Origin of the sequence: Streptomyces cacaoi (assembly GCF_006539165.1) — a bacterium.
Classification (GTDB): domain Bacteria; phylum Actinomycetota; class Actinomycetes; order Streptomycetales; family Streptomycetaceae; genus Streptomyces; species Streptomyces cacaoi.
The window spans coordinates 80,573-97,196 of sequence record NZ_BJMM01000020.1; the positions used below are offsets into that span (position 1 = coordinate 80,573).

General features: G+C 72.1%; 8 protein-coding genes and 3 pseudogenes. 5 read left to right on the top strand and 6 right to left on the bottom strand.

All coding sequences use genetic code 11. The annotated features are described in order from the left end of the window. The first annotated feature begins 313 nt into the window (after positions 1-313). Positions 314-4,219, top strand: a complete 3,906-nt coding sequence (locus tag SCA03_RS19515; protein WP_230988815.1) for an ABC transporter ATP-binding protein — start codon at positions 314-316, stop codon at positions 4,217-4,219. A gap of 114 nt (positions 4,220-4,333) precedes the next feature. Here the strand turns inward: SCA03_RS19515 and SCA03_RS19520 are convergent, their stop codons facing one another. Next, positions 4,334-4,909 (bottom strand): NUDIX hydrolase, encoded by a 576-nt coding sequence (locus SCA03_RS19520; RefSeq protein ID WP_086817309.1) that lies wholly within the window; start codon positions 4,907-4,909, stop codon positions 4,334-4,336. A gap of 259 nt (positions 4,910-5,168) precedes the next feature. On the opposite strand from SCA03_RS19520, the gene SCA03_RS19525 reads away from it, so the two are divergent. Then, positions 5,169-6,581, top strand: coding sequence for a S28 family serine protease (locus SCA03_RS19525; protein ID WP_086817307.1), 1,413 nt, complete (start codon positions 5,169-5,171; stop codon positions 6,579-6,581). Between the two features lie 163 nt (positions 6,582-6,744). Here SCA03_RS19525 and SCA03_RS19530 read toward each other — a convergent pair whose 3' ends face one another. From SCA03_RS19530 to SCA03_RS19540, 3 genes and pseudogenes are all read right to left on the bottom strand, one after another. Further along, positions 6,745-7,626 (bottom strand): sugar phosphate isomerase/epimerase family protein, encoded by an 882-nt coding sequence (locus SCA03_RS19530; RefSeq protein ID WP_086817323.1) that lies wholly within the window; start codon positions 7,624-7,626, stop codon positions 6,745-6,747. A 222-nt stretch (positions 7,627-7,848) separates the two neighbouring features. Then, a pseudogene (locus SCA03_RS36345) lies at positions 7,849-8,400 on the bottom strand (substrate-binding domain-containing protein); the annotation flags it as partial. A gap of 804 nt (positions 8,401-9,204) precedes the next feature. Next, positions 9,205-9,699: pseudogene (locus tag SCA03_RS19540) on the bottom strand (LacI family DNA-binding transcriptional regulator); the annotation flags it as partial. A gap of 694 nt (positions 9,700-10,393) precedes the next feature. Between SCA03_RS19540 and SCA03_RS19545 the strand changes: the two are divergent. From SCA03_RS19545 to SCA03_RS19555, 3 genes are read left to right on the top strand one after another with little or no spacing between them, the layout of a single operon-like run. Then, a complete protein-coding gene (locus SCA03_RS19545; protein ID WP_030889671.1) occupies positions 10,394-11,530 on the top strand; it encodes a Gfo/Idh/MocA family protein in 1,137 nt (378 codons plus the stop codon). Continuing rightward, entirely contained in the window at positions 11,527-12,732 is a 1,206-nt protein-coding gene (locus tag SCA03_RS19550) for a dihydrodipicolinate synthase family protein (RefSeq protein WP_030877951.1), read from the top strand. Before SCA03_RS19545 ends, SCA03_RS19550 begins: the two co-directional genes overlap by 4 nt. Further along, complete coding sequence (locus tag SCA03_RS19555; RefSeq protein WP_230988816.1) at positions 12,729-13,664, top strand: sugar phosphate isomerase/epimerase family protein; 936 nt, start codon at positions 12,729-12,731, stop codon at positions 13,662-13,664. The genes SCA03_RS19550 and SCA03_RS19555 overlap by 4 nt, the downstream gene beginning before the upstream one ends. A gap of 453 nt (positions 13,665-14,117) precedes the next feature. Here the strand turns inward: SCA03_RS19555 and rbsD are convergent, their stop codons facing one another. Together rbsD and SCA03_RS36350 are read right to left on the bottom strand one after the other, a co-directional pair. After that, positions 14,118-14,537, bottom strand: a complete 420-nt coding sequence (gene rbsD, locus SCA03_RS19560) for a D-ribose pyranase (RefSeq protein ID WP_030877956.1) — start codon at positions 14,535-14,537, stop codon at positions 14,118-14,120. Positions 14,538-14,669: 132 nt separating this feature from the next. Further along, positions 14,670-16,593 (bottom strand): annotated as a pseudogene (locus SCA03_RS36350) (ABC transporter permease/substrate-binding protein). Between the last annotated feature and the right edge of the window lie 31 nt (positions 16,594-16,624).

Consider the following 16,624-nt stretch of genomic DNA (forward strand, 5'->3'; position numbering starts at 1 on the left):
CGCTTTCCGGGCCGCCAGCTCTCTCCCCGCCCAGCGCCTTTTCGGATCTTCCGGTTCCGGGCTCGGCCGTCGGGCTGCGGATCTCCGGGCCGGGATGCGTGCGCCGTAGGTATCCCGTATGCCGTGAATATCCGGTCGTGTCCGCCGGGGTCGGAGGGCCGTCGGGGCGTGGGGGCGCACGGGCGCTCGCACGCCTCTTGGCCGGGCTCCCGCGCGCCTGTCCGGCCGGGATGAAAAGCCGATGCGGCGATGTTGACCTCTTCGGATTGCGACAGACGGACGACTCTCCGACACGATGGCGAAGGGGCGCGGAGTGGGGCTCAGGACGAGGCGGGAAGAGGCCGGCGGGCCGGGATGGGCCCGTCGGCTGGCCGGCTACTGCTGGCGGTACAAACGGGCGGTCGTGCTCGCGCTCATCGCGTCCCTCGGCGGCATGGGCGTCATGGCGCTGGTGCCGCTGCTGACGAAGACGATCATCGACGACGTGGTGGTCGGGCAGCAGGGCGGCCTGTGGATGTGGATCGGGCTGCTGCTCGCGGCCGCCGCCGTCATCTACGTCCTCACCTACGCGCGGCGCTACTACGGGGGCAGGCTCGCGCTCGACGTCCAGCACGACCTGCGGACGGAGATGTACCGCTCGATCATCCGGCTGGACGGCCGCAGTCAGGACGAGCTGTCCACCGGGCAGGTCGTCGGCCGGGGAACGAGCGATCTCCAGCTCGTGCAGAGCCTGCTGTTCATGCTGCCGATGATGATCGGCAACGTGCTGCTCTTCCTCGTCGCGCTCGTCGTGATGCTCGTGCTCTCGCCGCTGCTCACGCTGGTCTCGCTCGCCGTCTTCCCGCTGCTGTGGTGGGTGGCCGACCGCAGCCGCAAGCGCCTCTTCCCCGCCACGTGGTACGCGCAGCAGCAGGCCGGCGCCGTCGCCTCGGTGGTGGACGGGGCGGTCACCGGCGTCCGCGTCGTCAAGGGCTTCGGCCAGGAAGCACAGGAGACCGGCAAGCTGCGGGCCATCGGCCGCAAGCTCTTCGCGGGACGCATGCGTACGGTGCGGCTCAACGCCCGCTACACACCCGCCCTCCAGACCGTTCCGTCGCTCGGCCAGGTGGCCATGCTGGCGCTCGGCGGCTGGATGGCCACGCGCGGGCAGATCACCCTCGGCACCTTCGTGGCGTTCTCCACCTATCTGGCGCAGCTCGTCGGCCCGGTGCGGATGCTCGCCATGATGCTCACCGTCGGCCAGCAGGCGCGCGCCGGCGTGGAGCGGGTCTACGACCTCATCGACACCGAACCGCAGATGGCCGAGCGGCCCGACGCCCGGGCGCTGCCCGAGGACGCCGACGCCTCGGTCGAGTTCGACGACGTCACCTTCGGCTACTCCGCGGACAGCCGCGTTCTCGACGGCTTCAGCATGCGGATCGAGCCGGGCGAGACGGTCGCCCTCGTCGGTACGAGCGGCAGCGGCAAGTCGACCGTCTCCATGCTGCTGCCGCGCTACTACGACGTCACCGGCGGCGCCGTCCGCGTCGGCGGCCAGGACGTCCGCGATCTGACGCTGGACTCGCTGCGCTCCGTCATCGGCCTCGTCCCGGAGAACAGCTTCCTGTTCTCCGCCTCGATACGGGAGAACATCGCCTACGGGGCCCCGGACGCCTCCGACGAGCAGGTGCGCACCGCCGCGCGCGCGGCGCAGGCCGACGGCTTCATCACCGAACTGCCCGACGGGTACGAGACAGCGGTGGGTGAGCAGGGGCTGACCCTCTCCGGGGGCCAGCGGCAGCGCATCGCGCTGGCCCGCGCCATCCTCACCGACCCGCGGCTGCTCCTCCTGGACGACGCGACCTCCGCGGTGGACGCCCGGGTCGAGCACGAGATCCACGCGGCACTCCGCGGCGTCATGGCCGGGCGGACGACACTGCTGATCGCGCACCGGCAGTCCACCCTCGCGCTGGCCGACCGGATCGCGGTGCTCGACGGCGGCCGGCTGGCGGACATCGGCACCCACGAGGAGCTGACGGAGCGCTGCGCCCTCTACCGCAAGCTGCTGACCGATCCCGACGAACTGGGGGAGGTCGACCGCGACCCGGCGGGCATGGCGGTCCACACGGCGGACGCCGGTGCCGACGGGGTCACGCCCGAACTGTGGCAGCGCGAGACGGACGAAGAGGAGGCGGCGGCCAGGGCGGACGGCGGGTCCCCCACGGCGGCGCAGAGCGGCCGGCCCGGCAGCTTCGCCTCGGAGCTGGCAGGCATGCCCGGCAGCCCGGAACTGCTCGCCCGGGTCGCCGCGTTGCCGCCCGCGACGGACGTCCCCGACGTCGACGAGGAGCGGGCACAGGCACGTGAACGGTCCTACGGGCTGCGTCGGCTGCTGCACGGCTTCGGCGCCGCGCTGCTGGTGGCGCTGGTCTTCGCCGCGCTGGACGCCGGGTTCGGGCTGCTGCTGCCCATCCTGATCCGGCACGGCATCGACGACGGGGTGGAGAAGGGCGCGCTGGGCGCGGTGTGGGCGGCCTCGGCGCTCGCCCTGGCCGTCGTCGTCGCCCAATGGGCCTCCCAGGTGGGCTCGTTGCGACTGACCGGGCGTACCGGGGAGCGGGTGCTGTATGCGCTGCGGGTGAAGATCTTCGCCCAGCTCCAGCGGCTCGGCCTGGACTACTACGAACGCCACCTCGCCGGCGCCGTCATGACGCGGATGACCACCGATGTGGACGCGCTCTCCAGCTTCCTCCAGACGGGGCTGGTCACGGCCGTCGTCTCGGTCTTCACCTTCCTCGGCATACTCGGGGCGCTGTTCTTCCTCGATGTGCAACTGGCGTTGGTCGTCACCGCGTCGCTGCCGCTGCTGGTGATCGGCACCGTCTTCTTCCGCAGGCACAGCGTCAGGGCGTACGAGCTGGCGCGGGAGCGGGTGAGCGGTGTGAACGCGAGCCTTCAGGAGTCGGTGGCGGGGCTGCGCATGGTCCAGGCGTTCCGCGGTGAGGAGCGCGGCGTCGACCAGTTCGTGCAGCGCAGCGACGGCTACCGCAGGGCACGGGTCCGGGGCCAGTGGCTGATATCGGTCTACTTCCCCTTCGTGCAGCTGTTGGCCTCGCTGGCCACCGCGGCCGTGCTCGTGGTGGGCGCCGGGCGTATCGAGGCGGGGACGCTCACGGCGGGTGCCCTGGTGGCCTATCTGCTCTACATCGAGCTGTTCTTCGCTCCGGTCCAGCAGCTGTCGCAGGTGTTCGACGGCTACCAGCAGGCGGCCGTCTCCCTGCGCCGCATACAGGAGTTGCTGCGCGAGGAGACCAGCACACCGGAGGCGGCCTCGCCGCGCGAGGTCGGGAAGCTGCGGGGCGAGATCACGTTCGAGGGCGTCCGGTTCCGTTATGCGACGGCCGACCCGGCCGCCGAGGGAGGAAACAAGGAAGCGGCGCTGGAGGACGTCCGGTTGACGATTCCGGCGGGCCAGACCGTCGCGTTCGTCGGGGAGACGGGCGCCGGGAAGTCCACGCTGGTCAAGCTCGTGGCCCGGTTCTACGACCCGAGCGAGGGCGCCGTCCTGGTGGACGGGCAGGATCTGCGGGAGGTCGATCTCCCCGCCTACCGGCACCGGCTCGGCGTGGTCCCGCAGGAGCCGTACCTCTTCCCCGGCACGGTGCGGGACGCCATCGCGTACGGCCGTATGGACGCCACCGACGCACAGGTCGAGGCCGCGGCGCGGGCCGTGGGGGCGCACGACATGATCGCCTCGCTGTCCGGGGGCTATCTCCACCCGGTCGACGAGCGGGGCCGCAACCTCTCGGCGGGGCAGCGGCAGTTGATAGCGCTGGCCCGGGCCGAACTGGTGGACCCGGACATCCTGTTGCTCGACGAGGCCACGGCCGCGCTGGACCTGGCGACCGAATCCCTGGTGAACCAGGCCACCGAGCAGCTCTCCGGCTCCCGTACGACGCTCGTCGTCGCCCACCGGCTGACGACGGCGGCCCGGGCCGACCGTGTCGTCGTCCTCGACCACGGGCGCATAGCCGAGGACGGTACACATGAGGAGTTGCTGGCTCGGGACGGCCGGTATGCCGAGCTGTGGCGCACCTTCACGGGCGGGGCCGACCCCGAAGGGGCCCTCGGGAACGGGGAGTTCGCCGACGTCGGGGCGTCCGGTCCCGGGGAGGGCGGTTCCTCGGGGCCGGAGCCCGGGGAGTCCGAGCCCGCGGTTGTTCCGTCGCCTTCGGCGTGAGCGGCTGAGCGGGCCGGGGCGCCTCGTCCGGTGGCGGTGGCGCCGCCGGCCCGCCGTGGCGCGTGGGCTTCGGTCCGGGCCGGGCGCGGGGCTCCCGGCCCGGTGGCGGTTCGCTCAGTCGGAGCAGAGGCGGACGAGATATTCGTCCACGGTCTGCACCTGTCCGAAAGGCAGCGGTTCGTCGCCGCGTCGCCAGTGGATGGCGGCGATCTCGTCACCGGGGGTGAAGGGCAGGGGTGCGCTCAGGCCGCCGGCGAACAGGGCGCCGTAGAGCACGCTCCGGCCGCGTACGGGGGCGGGCTCGTCCGGGAGCGTCCCACCGGCTGTCGTGCCGCCGTCCGGGAGGCCGGTGCCGTGCGGGAGGCCGCCCAGGGCGGTTTTGGCGAAGCCGATGAAGCGGAGGGAGGAGGGCGGCATCTCCTGGCCGGCCTCTTCGCGCAGCTCGCGGACGGCGGCCTCGCGGGGTGTCTCGCCCTCCTCGATACCGCCGCCGGGCAGCTCCCAGCAGGCGCGGCTGCGGACGTGCACCATCAGCACGCGTCCCTCGTGGCGGACGGCCAGCAGGACGAAGGCGACGGGGGCGTCCTCGAACCGGGTGTCCTCGGGCAGCCGGTGGAAGGACAGCAGCTGTATGCCCCGGGGGCCGGTGGCCAGGGGCGCGGAAGGCGGGGGAGTCGCGGCGTCGCTCATGTCCGCAGCGTAGGCCGGTGGGCAGGGGGTGAGCCCGTGGGTTTCGGCAGGGCGGTCGTCTCCCCGGGCTGTGGCAGGGAGGGGCCACCCGACGTGGGGTCTTCTGCGCCGGCGGGCGTGGGGTCGCATGCCGCGCTGACGGGGGCGGGCCCGTACCGCTGAGCGGTGTGGAGGTTCCCGTATCCGTACACCGAGGTCTGGCGGAACGGGGGGTACGCCGATAGGTTCACGTCGACTTTCGGCCTTCAGGGGAGGGTGAATGCGTAGAACGCTCAGATGGTTGCTGTCGCTGGTGGTGCTCATAGGCGCCGTCGGCTTCGGCAGCGCGTCGGCAGGGGCGGCCACAGCGCCCGCGACCGACATCAAGGACCGCATCCTCGCGATACCGGGGATGAGCCTGGTCGAGGAGAAGCCGGTCGACGGATACCGCTTCTTCGTACTCAACTACGAGCAGCCGGTGGACCACCGGCACCCGAAGAAGGGCACCTTCAAGCAGCGCATCTCCCTTCTGCACAAGGGGGAGAACCGGCCCACCGTCTTCTACACCTCCGGGTACGGACTCTCCACGGAGCCGAGCCGCAGCGAGCCGACACGGCTGACGGACGGCAACCAGGTCTCCATGGAGTACCGCTACTTCACTCCGTCGCGGCCCGATCCGGCCGACTGGTCGAAGCTCACCATCTGGCAGGCCGCCAGTGACCAGCACCGCATCTTCCAGGCGCTGAAGAAGATCTACGGCAAGAACTGGATCGCCACCGGCGCCAGCAAGGGTGGTATGACGGCCACCTACTTCCGCCGTTTCTACCCGAACGACATGGACGGCACCGTCGCGTACGTCGCGCCGAACGATGTGCGCAACGACGAGGATTCGGCGTACTACGACTTCTTCAAGAACGTCGGTTCGAAGCAGTGCCGCGACAGGCTCAACGCCGCGCAGCACGAGATCTTCGAGCGGCGTGGCGAGATGGTCCCGCGGCTGAAGAAGTGGGCCAAGGAGAACGACTACACGTTCAAGCTGGCCGGCAATGCGGACAAGGCGTTCGAACTGGTGGCGCAGGACCTCGTCTGGGGCTTCTGGCAGTACCACCTGGAGGACGAGTGCGGCCAGGTGCCCTCCCCCGACGCCGGCACGGACGCCCTCTACAAGTGGGCCGACAAGATCGGCGGTTGGGACGCCGGCACCGATCAGGGCATGTCCTCCTACACCCCGTACTACTACCAGGCCGGGACGCAGGTGGGTTCGCCGGACTACGAGGAGCCCCTGCTCGACGACGTGCGCAAGTACCCGGGCCTCAATGTGCCGCGTACCTACGTGCCGCGGGACATCCCGATGAAGTTCAACAAGAACGACAAGGCCATGCGCGACATCGACCGCTGGGTGCGGCACCACGCGTCGCAGATGCTCTTCGTCTACGGCGAGAACGACCCGTGGGGCGCGGAACGCTTCCGTCCGGGCAAGCGCACCGAGGAGACCGCGGTCTACACCGCGCCGGAGCAGAACCACGGCGCCAACATCTCCAAGCTGCGCGACGACGAGCGTGCGCAGGCCACCGAGGCGCTGCTGAAGTGGGCCGGTGTGGGCGACGACAAGGGCGCGAAGGCCACGCGTGTGCCGGCCTACGACAAGAAGCTCGACCGTCCGCAGAGCCGGTCGCAGACGCTCCGTCCGTGACCCGTTCCGGTCAGGACCGAGCCCGTTGGGCCTGAGTGCGAGCGCCCCGGCCCGATCCGGTCAGTCCAGACCGGGTCGGGCCGAGGCATGTCCCGGCTGTGCACCCTGCTGCGCGTCCGGCTGTGCATCCGGCCGTGCCCCCGGCTGCGTGCCCGGTCGTGCGTCATGCGGACCGGGAGAGCAGGTCCAGCAGATGGTGGCTCACCCGGGGCAGGAGGGTGGGCAGTTCCGGGATGTCCGGATACCAGCGCTTCTCGTACTCCCAGCACAGCCAGTCGGGTACGCGGTCGCCCACGGGGGCCTCGCCGGGCACGGGCCCGGGCGGGTCGCTCTGCTCCGGCGGGGCGTCCTCGGCGCGGGTGAGCAGCTCGACGACCTCGGCCAGCGGCAGGACGCCCGCGCCGGGCGGCAGCGGTGTGAGGTCCTCACGCGAGGCCACGTCCTTGACCTGGACATAGCCGAGGTGCGGGGCCAGTTGCCGGTGTGTCTCCTCGGGCTCTTCCCCGCCGCGCCAGGTGTGCAGCACGTCCCAGAGCGCGCCGCACGCGGGGTGGCCGACCTCGCGCAGGATGCGGGCGACGGCGGCGCCGGTGCGGTGCGAGTCGTGTGTCTCCAGCAGGATGCGGACGCCCGAATCGGCTGCCAGGGGCGCGACTTCGGCCAGTCGGCGCACGGCGGTGGCGTCGCTCTCGGCCCGGGCCGCCTGCCCGGCGTCCGCCGTGTCCGGGCCTCCGGGGAACACCCGGACGTAGGGGGCCCGGAGGTCGTGCGCCAGGTGGACGAGGTCCCGCAGGGCGGTGCGGACGGGCTCGTCGTCCCCCGGTGCGGCCACCTTCGGGTATCCGGCCACGGCGAGGACGTCCAGCCCGGCGTCGTGGAACTGCCGGACCACGCGTGCCCGGCCCGGTCCGTCCAGCTCCGGGTGCACCGGCTCCTCGGGGTGGGCCCGCAGTTCCACGCCGTGGAAGCCGCTTTCGGCGGCGAGGCTGAGCACTTCGGGCAGCGGCATGGCGGGGACGCCGAGCGTGGAGAAGGCGAGTCGCATGCGCTCAGCCGACCAGAAGTCGGCACCGGCGACAAGGACCGGCCGGTGCGTCCGCCGCTCCCGTTCCCTGCCCATGCCCTCGGGTACGGACGTGCGTGCGGAGCACGACCGGGGCGGCAGGGCGCCCAGGGGCGTCGCTCGGGACCGCAGGGCACTGTCAGGGACGACCTGCCGGTGGCCTCGGGCGGCCTCGGCGGGGCTGTCGGCTCGACGCCTGGGCTTTCAACGGCCGGTGCGCGGTGGGGCGATGGAGGGCCGGACCATGAGGTCGGCGCGGACGGTGGCGACTCCGCCCGGCGGCGGGACCTCACGGCCCAGGGCGAGGCGGCCGGCGCGGGCCCCCGCCTCGTGCAGGGGGAGGCGGACGGTGGTGAGCGGGGGAGCGGCGTCTGCGCTGAAGGGAAGGTCGTCGAAGCCCGCGACGGAGATGTCCTGCGGGATGCGCAGGCCGCGGTCGCGCAGGGCGGCGCAGATGCCGAGGGCCACGGTGTCGTTGGCGGCCACCATGGCGGTCACCTCCGGGGCCCTGCGCAGGAGTTCGAGTGCGCCGTCGTAGCCGGAGGAGCGGTCGTAGGCGCCGCCGTGCACGGTGAGCCGTTCGGCGTCCGCGGCCAGGGCCGGGTCGTACGCGGCGAGGGCCGTGCGGTGGCCCTCCAGGCGGTGCCGGGTGGTGGTGCGGTCCGCGGGGCCGGCGACGTAGCCGATGGCGCGGTGGCCGAGGTCCAGCAGATGCGCGGTGAGCCGGTGGGCGCCGCCGCGGTTGTCGAAGGCGACGGTGAGCACACCGGGGCCCGCGTCGGCTCCGTCCGGCGGCAGCCAGAGGCCCCGCCGCCGTGCGCCGTCAGCTCCCGCCGCCTGTCCGGCCGTTGCCGATGGCCGTCGTGCTGCTGTGGCTCGTCCGGGCGCGGAGGTGGCCGGTCCGCGTGGTGCCGCGCGGTCGGGACCTGCTGTGGTCCGCCCGGGCTCAGCTGCCACGTCTCCGGCGGCCTCGGCTGCCCATGCGTGCTCCGCCGCGTTTTCCGGCGCATCTGTGGGAGGTTCTGCCTCTGCTGCTCGTGCGGTCGCTGTTGCGGCTCCTGGCGAGCCTGGCCCCGGCGCTGACGCGCGCCCGGCATCGGCTGTGACCGAGTTTTCAGCTGAGCCCGGATCGCCAGCAGAGGCCGGACCGCCAACGTGGGCCGGGCCGTCAGCTGATGCCTGATCGTCGCCTGGTGCCTGATCGTCGGCCGGCGGCTGTTGTCGCCCCTCTGCTGTCGCAGGTGCGTGCACTGCTGTCCGCGCGGAGGTTTCCGCGGCGTGGCCGGGGGCTGACGTGGCTGCCATCTGTCCGCAGTTTTCCGCCTCTTGTCGGGGGAGTGCTGTTCCGTGGGCGTCATCTGCCGTCTGTCCGGCCGCGGCGCTCGCTTCGGCAGCTGTGGTGGGCCGCGGGCCCCGCACGGGGGTCTCCCGCGTCCCGGGCGCGGGGCGTATCCGTGTGCCGGGACGGGCCGTTGCCGACGGGCCGGGGGCTGCGGGGGACTCGTCCGGGTCCCGGCCTGCCGGGAGCATCAGGGACGCCTCCTCGTCCTCCGGAGCGGGTGGCAGCGGGGGACGGCCGCACAGGACGACGCGGGTGCCGGAGGCGGCGAGACGGCGCAGCCGGGCCGCCAGTGCGGCGCTGTGCTCGCTGTTCTCGACGGCGCCACCGGTCAGTACGAGGGCCGCGGCGCGCTGGCGCTGGAGGAGCGTGAGGTAGGTCAGTTCCTGTTCGGGTGAGCCGCCGGTGTTGCAGACGACGGCGAGTTTCCGCGCGCCCGCCGGGCCCTCGGCGCCGCCCATCTCGCTCTGCACGGCCCCGGCGATGATGCCGAAGAACGGGTCGGCGATGTCGTTGACGAGGATCCCTACCAGATCGGAGCTGGCGGCGGCCAGGGCGCTGGCGGGGCCGTTGACGACGTACTCCAGTTCGTCCACGGCGCGCAGGACCCGGCTGCGGGTCGCGCCGGCGACGGGGTAGTTGCCGCTCAGCACGCGGGAGACGGTCGCCGCCGAGACCCCCGCGCGGGCGGCCACATCGGCCAGGGTCACTGCCATCGCTTCCTCCGTGCTCTGCTGTGCCGTCCCACGGCCTGCCCGTGTGCCGGGCCTGATCTGCCCGGGTGCTGTACCCGTCCGTGCGGATCCGCACGGGCGGACGGGACCGTCTGCCGGGCTTCCGGGCCCCCGGGCCTCACGGTCCACGGGTGTCGCCCGGCCGGGAAGCCGTGTGCCCGTGTACCCGGAGCCCGTCGGTCCCGCGAGCCGTACGCCGCCCCGCGCCCCCGCACGCCGTTGCCCCAGCACCGTATGCCGCCGCGTCCGCGCCGCGCACCGCGCCCGGGGATTTCTCCGGCCACGGGCACAGCCACAGCTGTGGCCACAGCGCCGGTCGCGGGCAACGCCCCGAGGCCGGATGGCGACGGACACGCGTTCCGAGCGGAGCCCTGGACAGCGCCCGCAGAGGCCATACAGCTGCGCATGCGACCGCGTCCGGAGCCGAGCGCACGGCCCCCTCGCACAGCTGTGGGGAAAAACCGTCGGCGCTGTGCACGCCACAGCTGTGTACGGAGCGAGCTCGCCAAGTCTCTTGTTGGGGCCCCGGCTTGAGGGCTAGCGTGCCCGGAAGAAAGCGCTTTCTACGGGTGGTCCGCCGATGCGTGGAGCGGCAGGGCACAGGCCGAGCGACCAGGGAGACGACGCAGACGTGACACACGAAGCAGATGCGACCCGCAGAACGGTCCGTATCGCGATGAACGGCGTGACGGGGCGGATGGGGCACCGGCAGCACCTGGTGCGCTCGATCCTCGCGCTGCGCGAGGAGGGCGGGCTGGACCTCGGCGACGGGGAACGCCTGTGGCCCGAGCCCGTGCTCGTGGGCCGCAGGGAGCAGGCGCTCAAGGAACTGGCCGAGGCACACGGCCTGGACCGGCGGGCGGTCAGCACGGACCTGGACGCGGTGCTCGCCGACCCGTCCGTGGACATCTACTTCGACGCGCAGGTCACCTCGGCCCGCGAGGAGGCGCTGCGGAAGGCGATCGCGGCCGGCAAGCACGTCTACACCGAGAAGCCGGCCGCCACCTCCGTGGACGGGGCGCTGGAGCTGGCGAGGGCGGCGGAGCGGGCGGGCGTCAAGCACGGTGTCGTGCAGGACAAGCTGTTCCTGCCGGGCCTGCGCAAGCTGCGGCGGCTGGTCGAGGGGGGCTTCTTCGGCCGCATCCTGTCCGTGCGCGGGGAGTTCGGCTACTGGGTGTTCGAGGGCGACTGGCAGAGCGCGCAGCGTCCCTCGTGGAACTACCGTGCGGAGGACGGCGGCGGCATCGTCAGCGACATGTTCCCGCACTGGGAGTACGTGCTGCACGAGCTGTTCGGCCGGGTCACCTCCGTGCAGGCGTATGCGGCCACGCACCTTCCGCAGCGGTGCGACGAGCAGGGGCGCGCCTACACGGCCACAGCTGACGACGCGGCGTACGGCATCTTCACGCTGGAGGGCGGCGTCGTCGCGCAGATCAACTCCTCGTGGGCGGTGCGGGTGCACCGGGACGAGCTGGTGGAGTTCCAGGTGGACGGCACGGAGGGGTCGGCGGTTGCGGGGCTGCGCGGCTGCCGCTACCAGCATCGCGCGGGCACGCCCCGCCCGGTGTGGAATCCGGACCTGCCGGCGACCGAGCGGTTCCGGGAGCAGTGGCAGGAGGTGCCGGACAACGACGGCGACGAGCGGGTGAACGGGTTCAAGGCGCAGTGGGAGCTGTTCCTGCGGCATGTCGTACGGGACGAGCCGTACAGCTGGGACCTGCTCGCGGGGGCGCGCGGTGTGCAACTCGCGCAGCTGGGGCTGGTTTCCAGTGCGGAGGGCCGCCGCATGGATGTGCCGGAGCTGTCGCTGTGATCCGGCTCCCGGGGGCGGACGGACAGCTGTACACCTATGTGCCGGGGTCGGCGGGCGCGGCCGCCGGGGGAGGGGAGGAGCCGACGCGGGAGGGCGTCGGGGCTCCGCTCGTCTCGCGTACCGTCTTCGCCGCCGCGCACGTCGTCGCGGATCCGCTCGCCGACACCTCGCCGGACGGGCCCTCAGCTGTCGACTGGGACGCCACGCTGGCTTTCCGCCGTCATCTGTGGGCGCACGGGCTGGGCGTCGCCGAGGCGATGGACACCGCGCAGCGCGGCATGGGCCTGGAGTGGGAGCGCGCGGCGGAGCTGATCCGGCGTTCCGCCGCCGAGGCCCGCGCGGTGGGCGGCCGGATCGCGTGCGGTGTGGGCACGGATCAGCTGAGCGTGGCCGACGGGCGGAGCCCGGCACAGCTGAGGGACCGCATCCGGGCGGCGTACGAGGAGCAGCTCGCGCTCACCGAGGAGACCGGCGCGCAGGCGATCCTGATGGCCTCCCGCGCGCTGGCCGCTGCCGCCCGGGGCCCGGAGGAGTACGCGGAGATCTACGGGGCACTGCTGCGGCAGGCGGCACGCCCCGTCATCCTGCACTGGCTCGGCCCGATGTTCGACCCGGCGCTGGAGGGCTACTGGGGCAGCACCGATCTCGACGAGGCGACGGACACCTTCCTCGCGATCATCGCGGCGCAGCCGGAGAAGGTCGACGGGGTGAAGGTCTCGCTGCTGGACGCGGACCGCGAGGTCGCGCTGCGCCGCCGGCTGCCTCCGGGCGTGCGCTGCTACACCGGCGACGACTTCCATTACCCGGAGCTGGTCGCGGGGGACGAACAGGGCCACAGCGACGCGCTGTTGGGCGTCTTCGACCCGCTGGCGCCCGTGGCGGCACGGGCGGTCCGGCAGCTGGACGAGGGAGGCGCCCGGGGGAGGGCCGCGTTCCGGGCGACGCTCGATCCCACCGTCCCGCTGGCCCGGCATCTGTTCGCGCCGCCGACGCGCTACTACAAGACGGGCGTCGTGCTGCTCGCCTGGCTGGCGGGGCACCAGGACCACTTCACGATGGTGGGCGGCCTCCAGTCGGCCCGTTCGCTGCCGCACCTCGCCCGCGCCTACGAACTGGCCGACGGCATCGGTCTGTTCCCCGACCCCGAACGAGCCGCCGCACGGATGCGGCAGCTCCTGGCCGTACAGGGAGTGACCCGGTGAGCGAGCCCATGAGCGACGCGGCGAGCGGACGCGGCAGCGGTGCGGCGGCGGCCGTATCCGGTCACGACGGCGGTTCCGGCGACCGGGCGCGGGCGCTGGCGCGGCTGTCCGTCAACCAGGAAACCGTCCGCCAGCTGTCGTTGCCGGAACTCTTCGAGGGCTGTGCGCATCTCGGCGTGGGCGGTGTGGGCCTGTGGCGGGAGCCGGTGCGGGAGTTCGGGCCGGAGGCGGCGGGGGCGCTCGCGCGGGAGCACGGGCTGGCGGTCACCTCGCTGTGCCGGGGCGGTTTCTTCACCGCGGCCGAACCGGCCGAGCGGCGGCGGGCGCTGGACGACAACCGGGCGGCGCTGGACGAGGCCGCGGCGCTGGGCACGGACACGCTCGTGCTGGTGTCGGGCGGGCTGCCGGCCGGTTCGCGTGACCTGGCCGGGGCGCGGGAGCGGGTGGCGGACGCGCTCGCCGAACTCGCCCCGTACGCACGGGAGCGCGGGGTGCGGCTGGCGATCGAGCCCCTGCATCCGATGTTCGCCTCGGACCGGTGCGTGGTCTCCACGCTGGGCCAGGCGCTGGAGCTGGCCGAGCGGTTCCCGGCGGACCGGGTCGGGGTGGTCGTCGACACCTACCATCTGTGGTGGGACGAGCGGGTGCCGGAGCAGATCGCGCACGCGGGCGCGCAGGGCCGCATCGCGGCGTTCCAGCTGGCGGACTGGGTCACACCGCTGCCGGTGGGTGTACTGCTGGGGCGGGGGCAGCTCGGTGACGGCTCCGTCGATCTGGCCGCCTTCTGCGCCTGGACGGCGGGGGCGGGCCATTCGGGCCCCGTGGAGGTGGAGATCTTCAATCCGGTGCTGTGGGAGCGGGACGGCAGGCAGGTGCTGGCGGAGACCGCCGACCGCTTCGTGGCCGTCCTGCGGGAGGCGGCCGGGCGCTGACGTGTGCCGGACGTGCCGAACGCGCCGACAGCGCCGGTCGGTTGCGGGCCGTGGACGGGTCGGCGGCGGCGCGGCGGCACGGGCGAAAGGGACCACCGGGCGGGATTCACTCTTTCCGGTAATCAGCCGGGTGCAACCCTTTTCGGGCGCTGCGGGTCGTACCGGTACCGGTCCGTGCCTTCGGGGCAGCCCAGCCCCGGGTGTACGTCGAGGGCCGGTACGGGATCTCCCGAGGGGAGGGGGAAAGCGGGAGACCGAGGGGGAGAGACGAAGGGCCCGGTCGGCCGACCGGGCCCTTCGCGGTTGTCCGCCGGTTGTCTCGCCGGCTGCCCGTCAGTTGTCCGTCAGCTGTTCGTCGGCCGCCTGCCGGCTGTCGGCAGTCGGCAGGCGGCCGCCCGCCGGTGCTGCGCGCGGGCTGTGGCCGTTCCGACGGCGAACGAGGGGGTGTCGCCGTCAGAACGGCACGCCGCAGCGCAGCAGCACATTGGCGAACGGACGGGCCTCTCCCGTGCGTACCACCAGCCGGGCCTGCCGGGTCCTGGTCTTCAGCTCCTCGTGCGGTACGAGCTCAAGGCCGGGCCCGCCGGGTGCCGGTGGCGCGGAGGCCGGGAAGAGGCGGTCGAGCAGCGCGCTCGCCGCGGGGTTCGCCTCACGTACCTCGGTGGCCGCGACAGCGCCTTCCACTTCCAGTTCGTCGAGGATCCCTTCGAGGACCTCGGCGAAGGACGGCACACCTGCCCGGAAGGCGAGATCGACGACGAGCGGGCCTTCCGGGATGGGAAGTCCGGCATCGCACACCATGACGAGGTCGGTGTGCCCCAACCGGGCCAGCGCTCCGGAGAGATGGCGGTTGAGTATTCCGGATTTCTTCATGCCGTGTTCTCCAGGGAAGTGCGAGCCGGGCCGCCGGTTCCACAGCGGCCGGCCGGGACGAGGGCGACGCCGGTCGAGTGTCCTTGCCCTCAACTGCCCCGGGCCGTGCGAAGTGTTCGGCTCCGGGAGCGATCAGGAATAGCGGTCGACGTTCTTCTTGGTGACGACCTTGACCGGAACCTTGATCTTCGGGTCCACGGTCGAGTCCTCGACGATGCGGATGGCGTTGCGGACGGCCATCTTGCCCAGCTCGTCGGGCTGCTGGGCCACGGTGGAGCTGATGGAGCCCTTCTTGACGGCCTTCAGCGTCTCCGGGGTGCCGTCGAAGCCGACGATCTTGACGTCGCCGCCGGCCTTGGAGCCCAGGGCCTTGGCGGCACCCAGCGCCATCTCGTCGTTCTCGGCGAAGATCCCGTCGATGTTCGGGTGGGACTGCATGACGTTGGTCGTGACGTCCAGGCCCTTGGCGCGCAGGAAGTCCGCCGGCTGCTTGGCGACGATCTTGATGCCCGGGTACTTCTTGATGCCCTCGTTGAAGCCCTTGGCGCGCTCACGGGACGAGGACGTGCCGACCTGACCGCGCAGGACGAGGATCTCGCCCTTGCCGCCGAGCTGGTCGGCGAGGCTCTTGGCGGCCAGCTTGCCGCCCTCGACGTTGTCGGAGGCGACCGTGGTCTCGATGTCGGCCTTGTTCACGCCGCGGTCGGCGGCGATCACCGGGATGTTGGCGTTGTTGGCGGCCTTGACGGACGGGCCCGCCGCATCCGAGTCGACCGGGTTGATGATGAGCGCCTTCACGTTCTTCGACGTGAAGTTCTGGACCTGGTTGGCCTGCGTGGAGGCGTCCTCCTGGGCGTCCTGCACCGTCAGGTCGGCGCCCTGCCGCTTGGCCTCGGCCTCGGCTCCGTCCTTCATCTGAACCATGAAGGGCTGGTTCAGCGCGGATATCGCGAAGCCGAGCTTGATCTTCTTCTTCCCGTCGCCGGAACCCGACCCGGTCCCGCAGGCGGACGCGGTCAGTACCACAGCTGTGGCCAGAACCACCGCGGACGTGCTCTTTCTCTTGCTCATTGCTGCATTCCTTGCAGTCGGCAGATGAATGAACTACGCGTGCTCCCCCGTCGCGCAAAGATCATGCGCGGCGACGCAGTGTATCGAGAAGCACCGCAAGCGCAATGACTGCCCCAATGACCACCTGCTGCCAGAAAGCGGAAACATCAAGAAGGTTGAGGCCATTGCGCAGAACAGCGAGGATGAGGGCGCCGACGAGCGTTCCGGAAGCCTTTCCGACGCCTCCGGCGAGGCTGGCGCCGCCGATCACGACGGCCGCGATCGCATCCAGTTCGTAACCATCGGCCGCCTGCGGCTGGGCCGAGGCGAGCCGGGAGGCCAGCACGATGCCGGCGACGGCGGCGAACGCGCCCACCAGCGCGTAGATGACCAGCTTCTGTCGGCGCACCCGGATGCCCGACAGATGTGCGGCCTCTTCGTTGCCGCCGATCGCGTACATGGCACGGCCGCTGTAGGTCTTGATCAGCACCAGGGCGGTGATCACGCACATCACTATCATCACGATCACCGGCACGGGCAGCCAGTCGCCGATCGTCTCGCCGATCCAGGAGACGGACTCGGGCAGGGTGATCGGGGTGCCGTCGGAGAGGACGAGCGCGAGGCCGCGGGCGGCCGAGAGCATCGCCAGCGTCGCGATGAACGGCGGGAGTTTGCCGTAGGAGATCAGCAGGCCGTTGACCAGACCGCAGGCGGTACCGGTGGCGATGGCCAGGACGAACGCGAGCCAGATGGGCACGCCCTGGGTGCCCAGCCAGCCCAGCATGATGCCGGAGAACGCGGCGACGGAACCGACGGACAGGTCGATACCGCCGGAGACGATGGCGAACGTGACACCGAAGGCGAGGATCGCGGTGACGGCGGCCTGGACACCGACGTTCAGCAGGTTCTGCGTGGTGAGGAAGTCACCGGACATGAACGCGAGCAGCACCACCATGGCGATCAGCGCGCCCAGCGCGCCGTTCTCCTTGAGGAAGCGGCTCGCCATCTGTGGCGGCCGGTTGCCGCCGGGGCGCTTG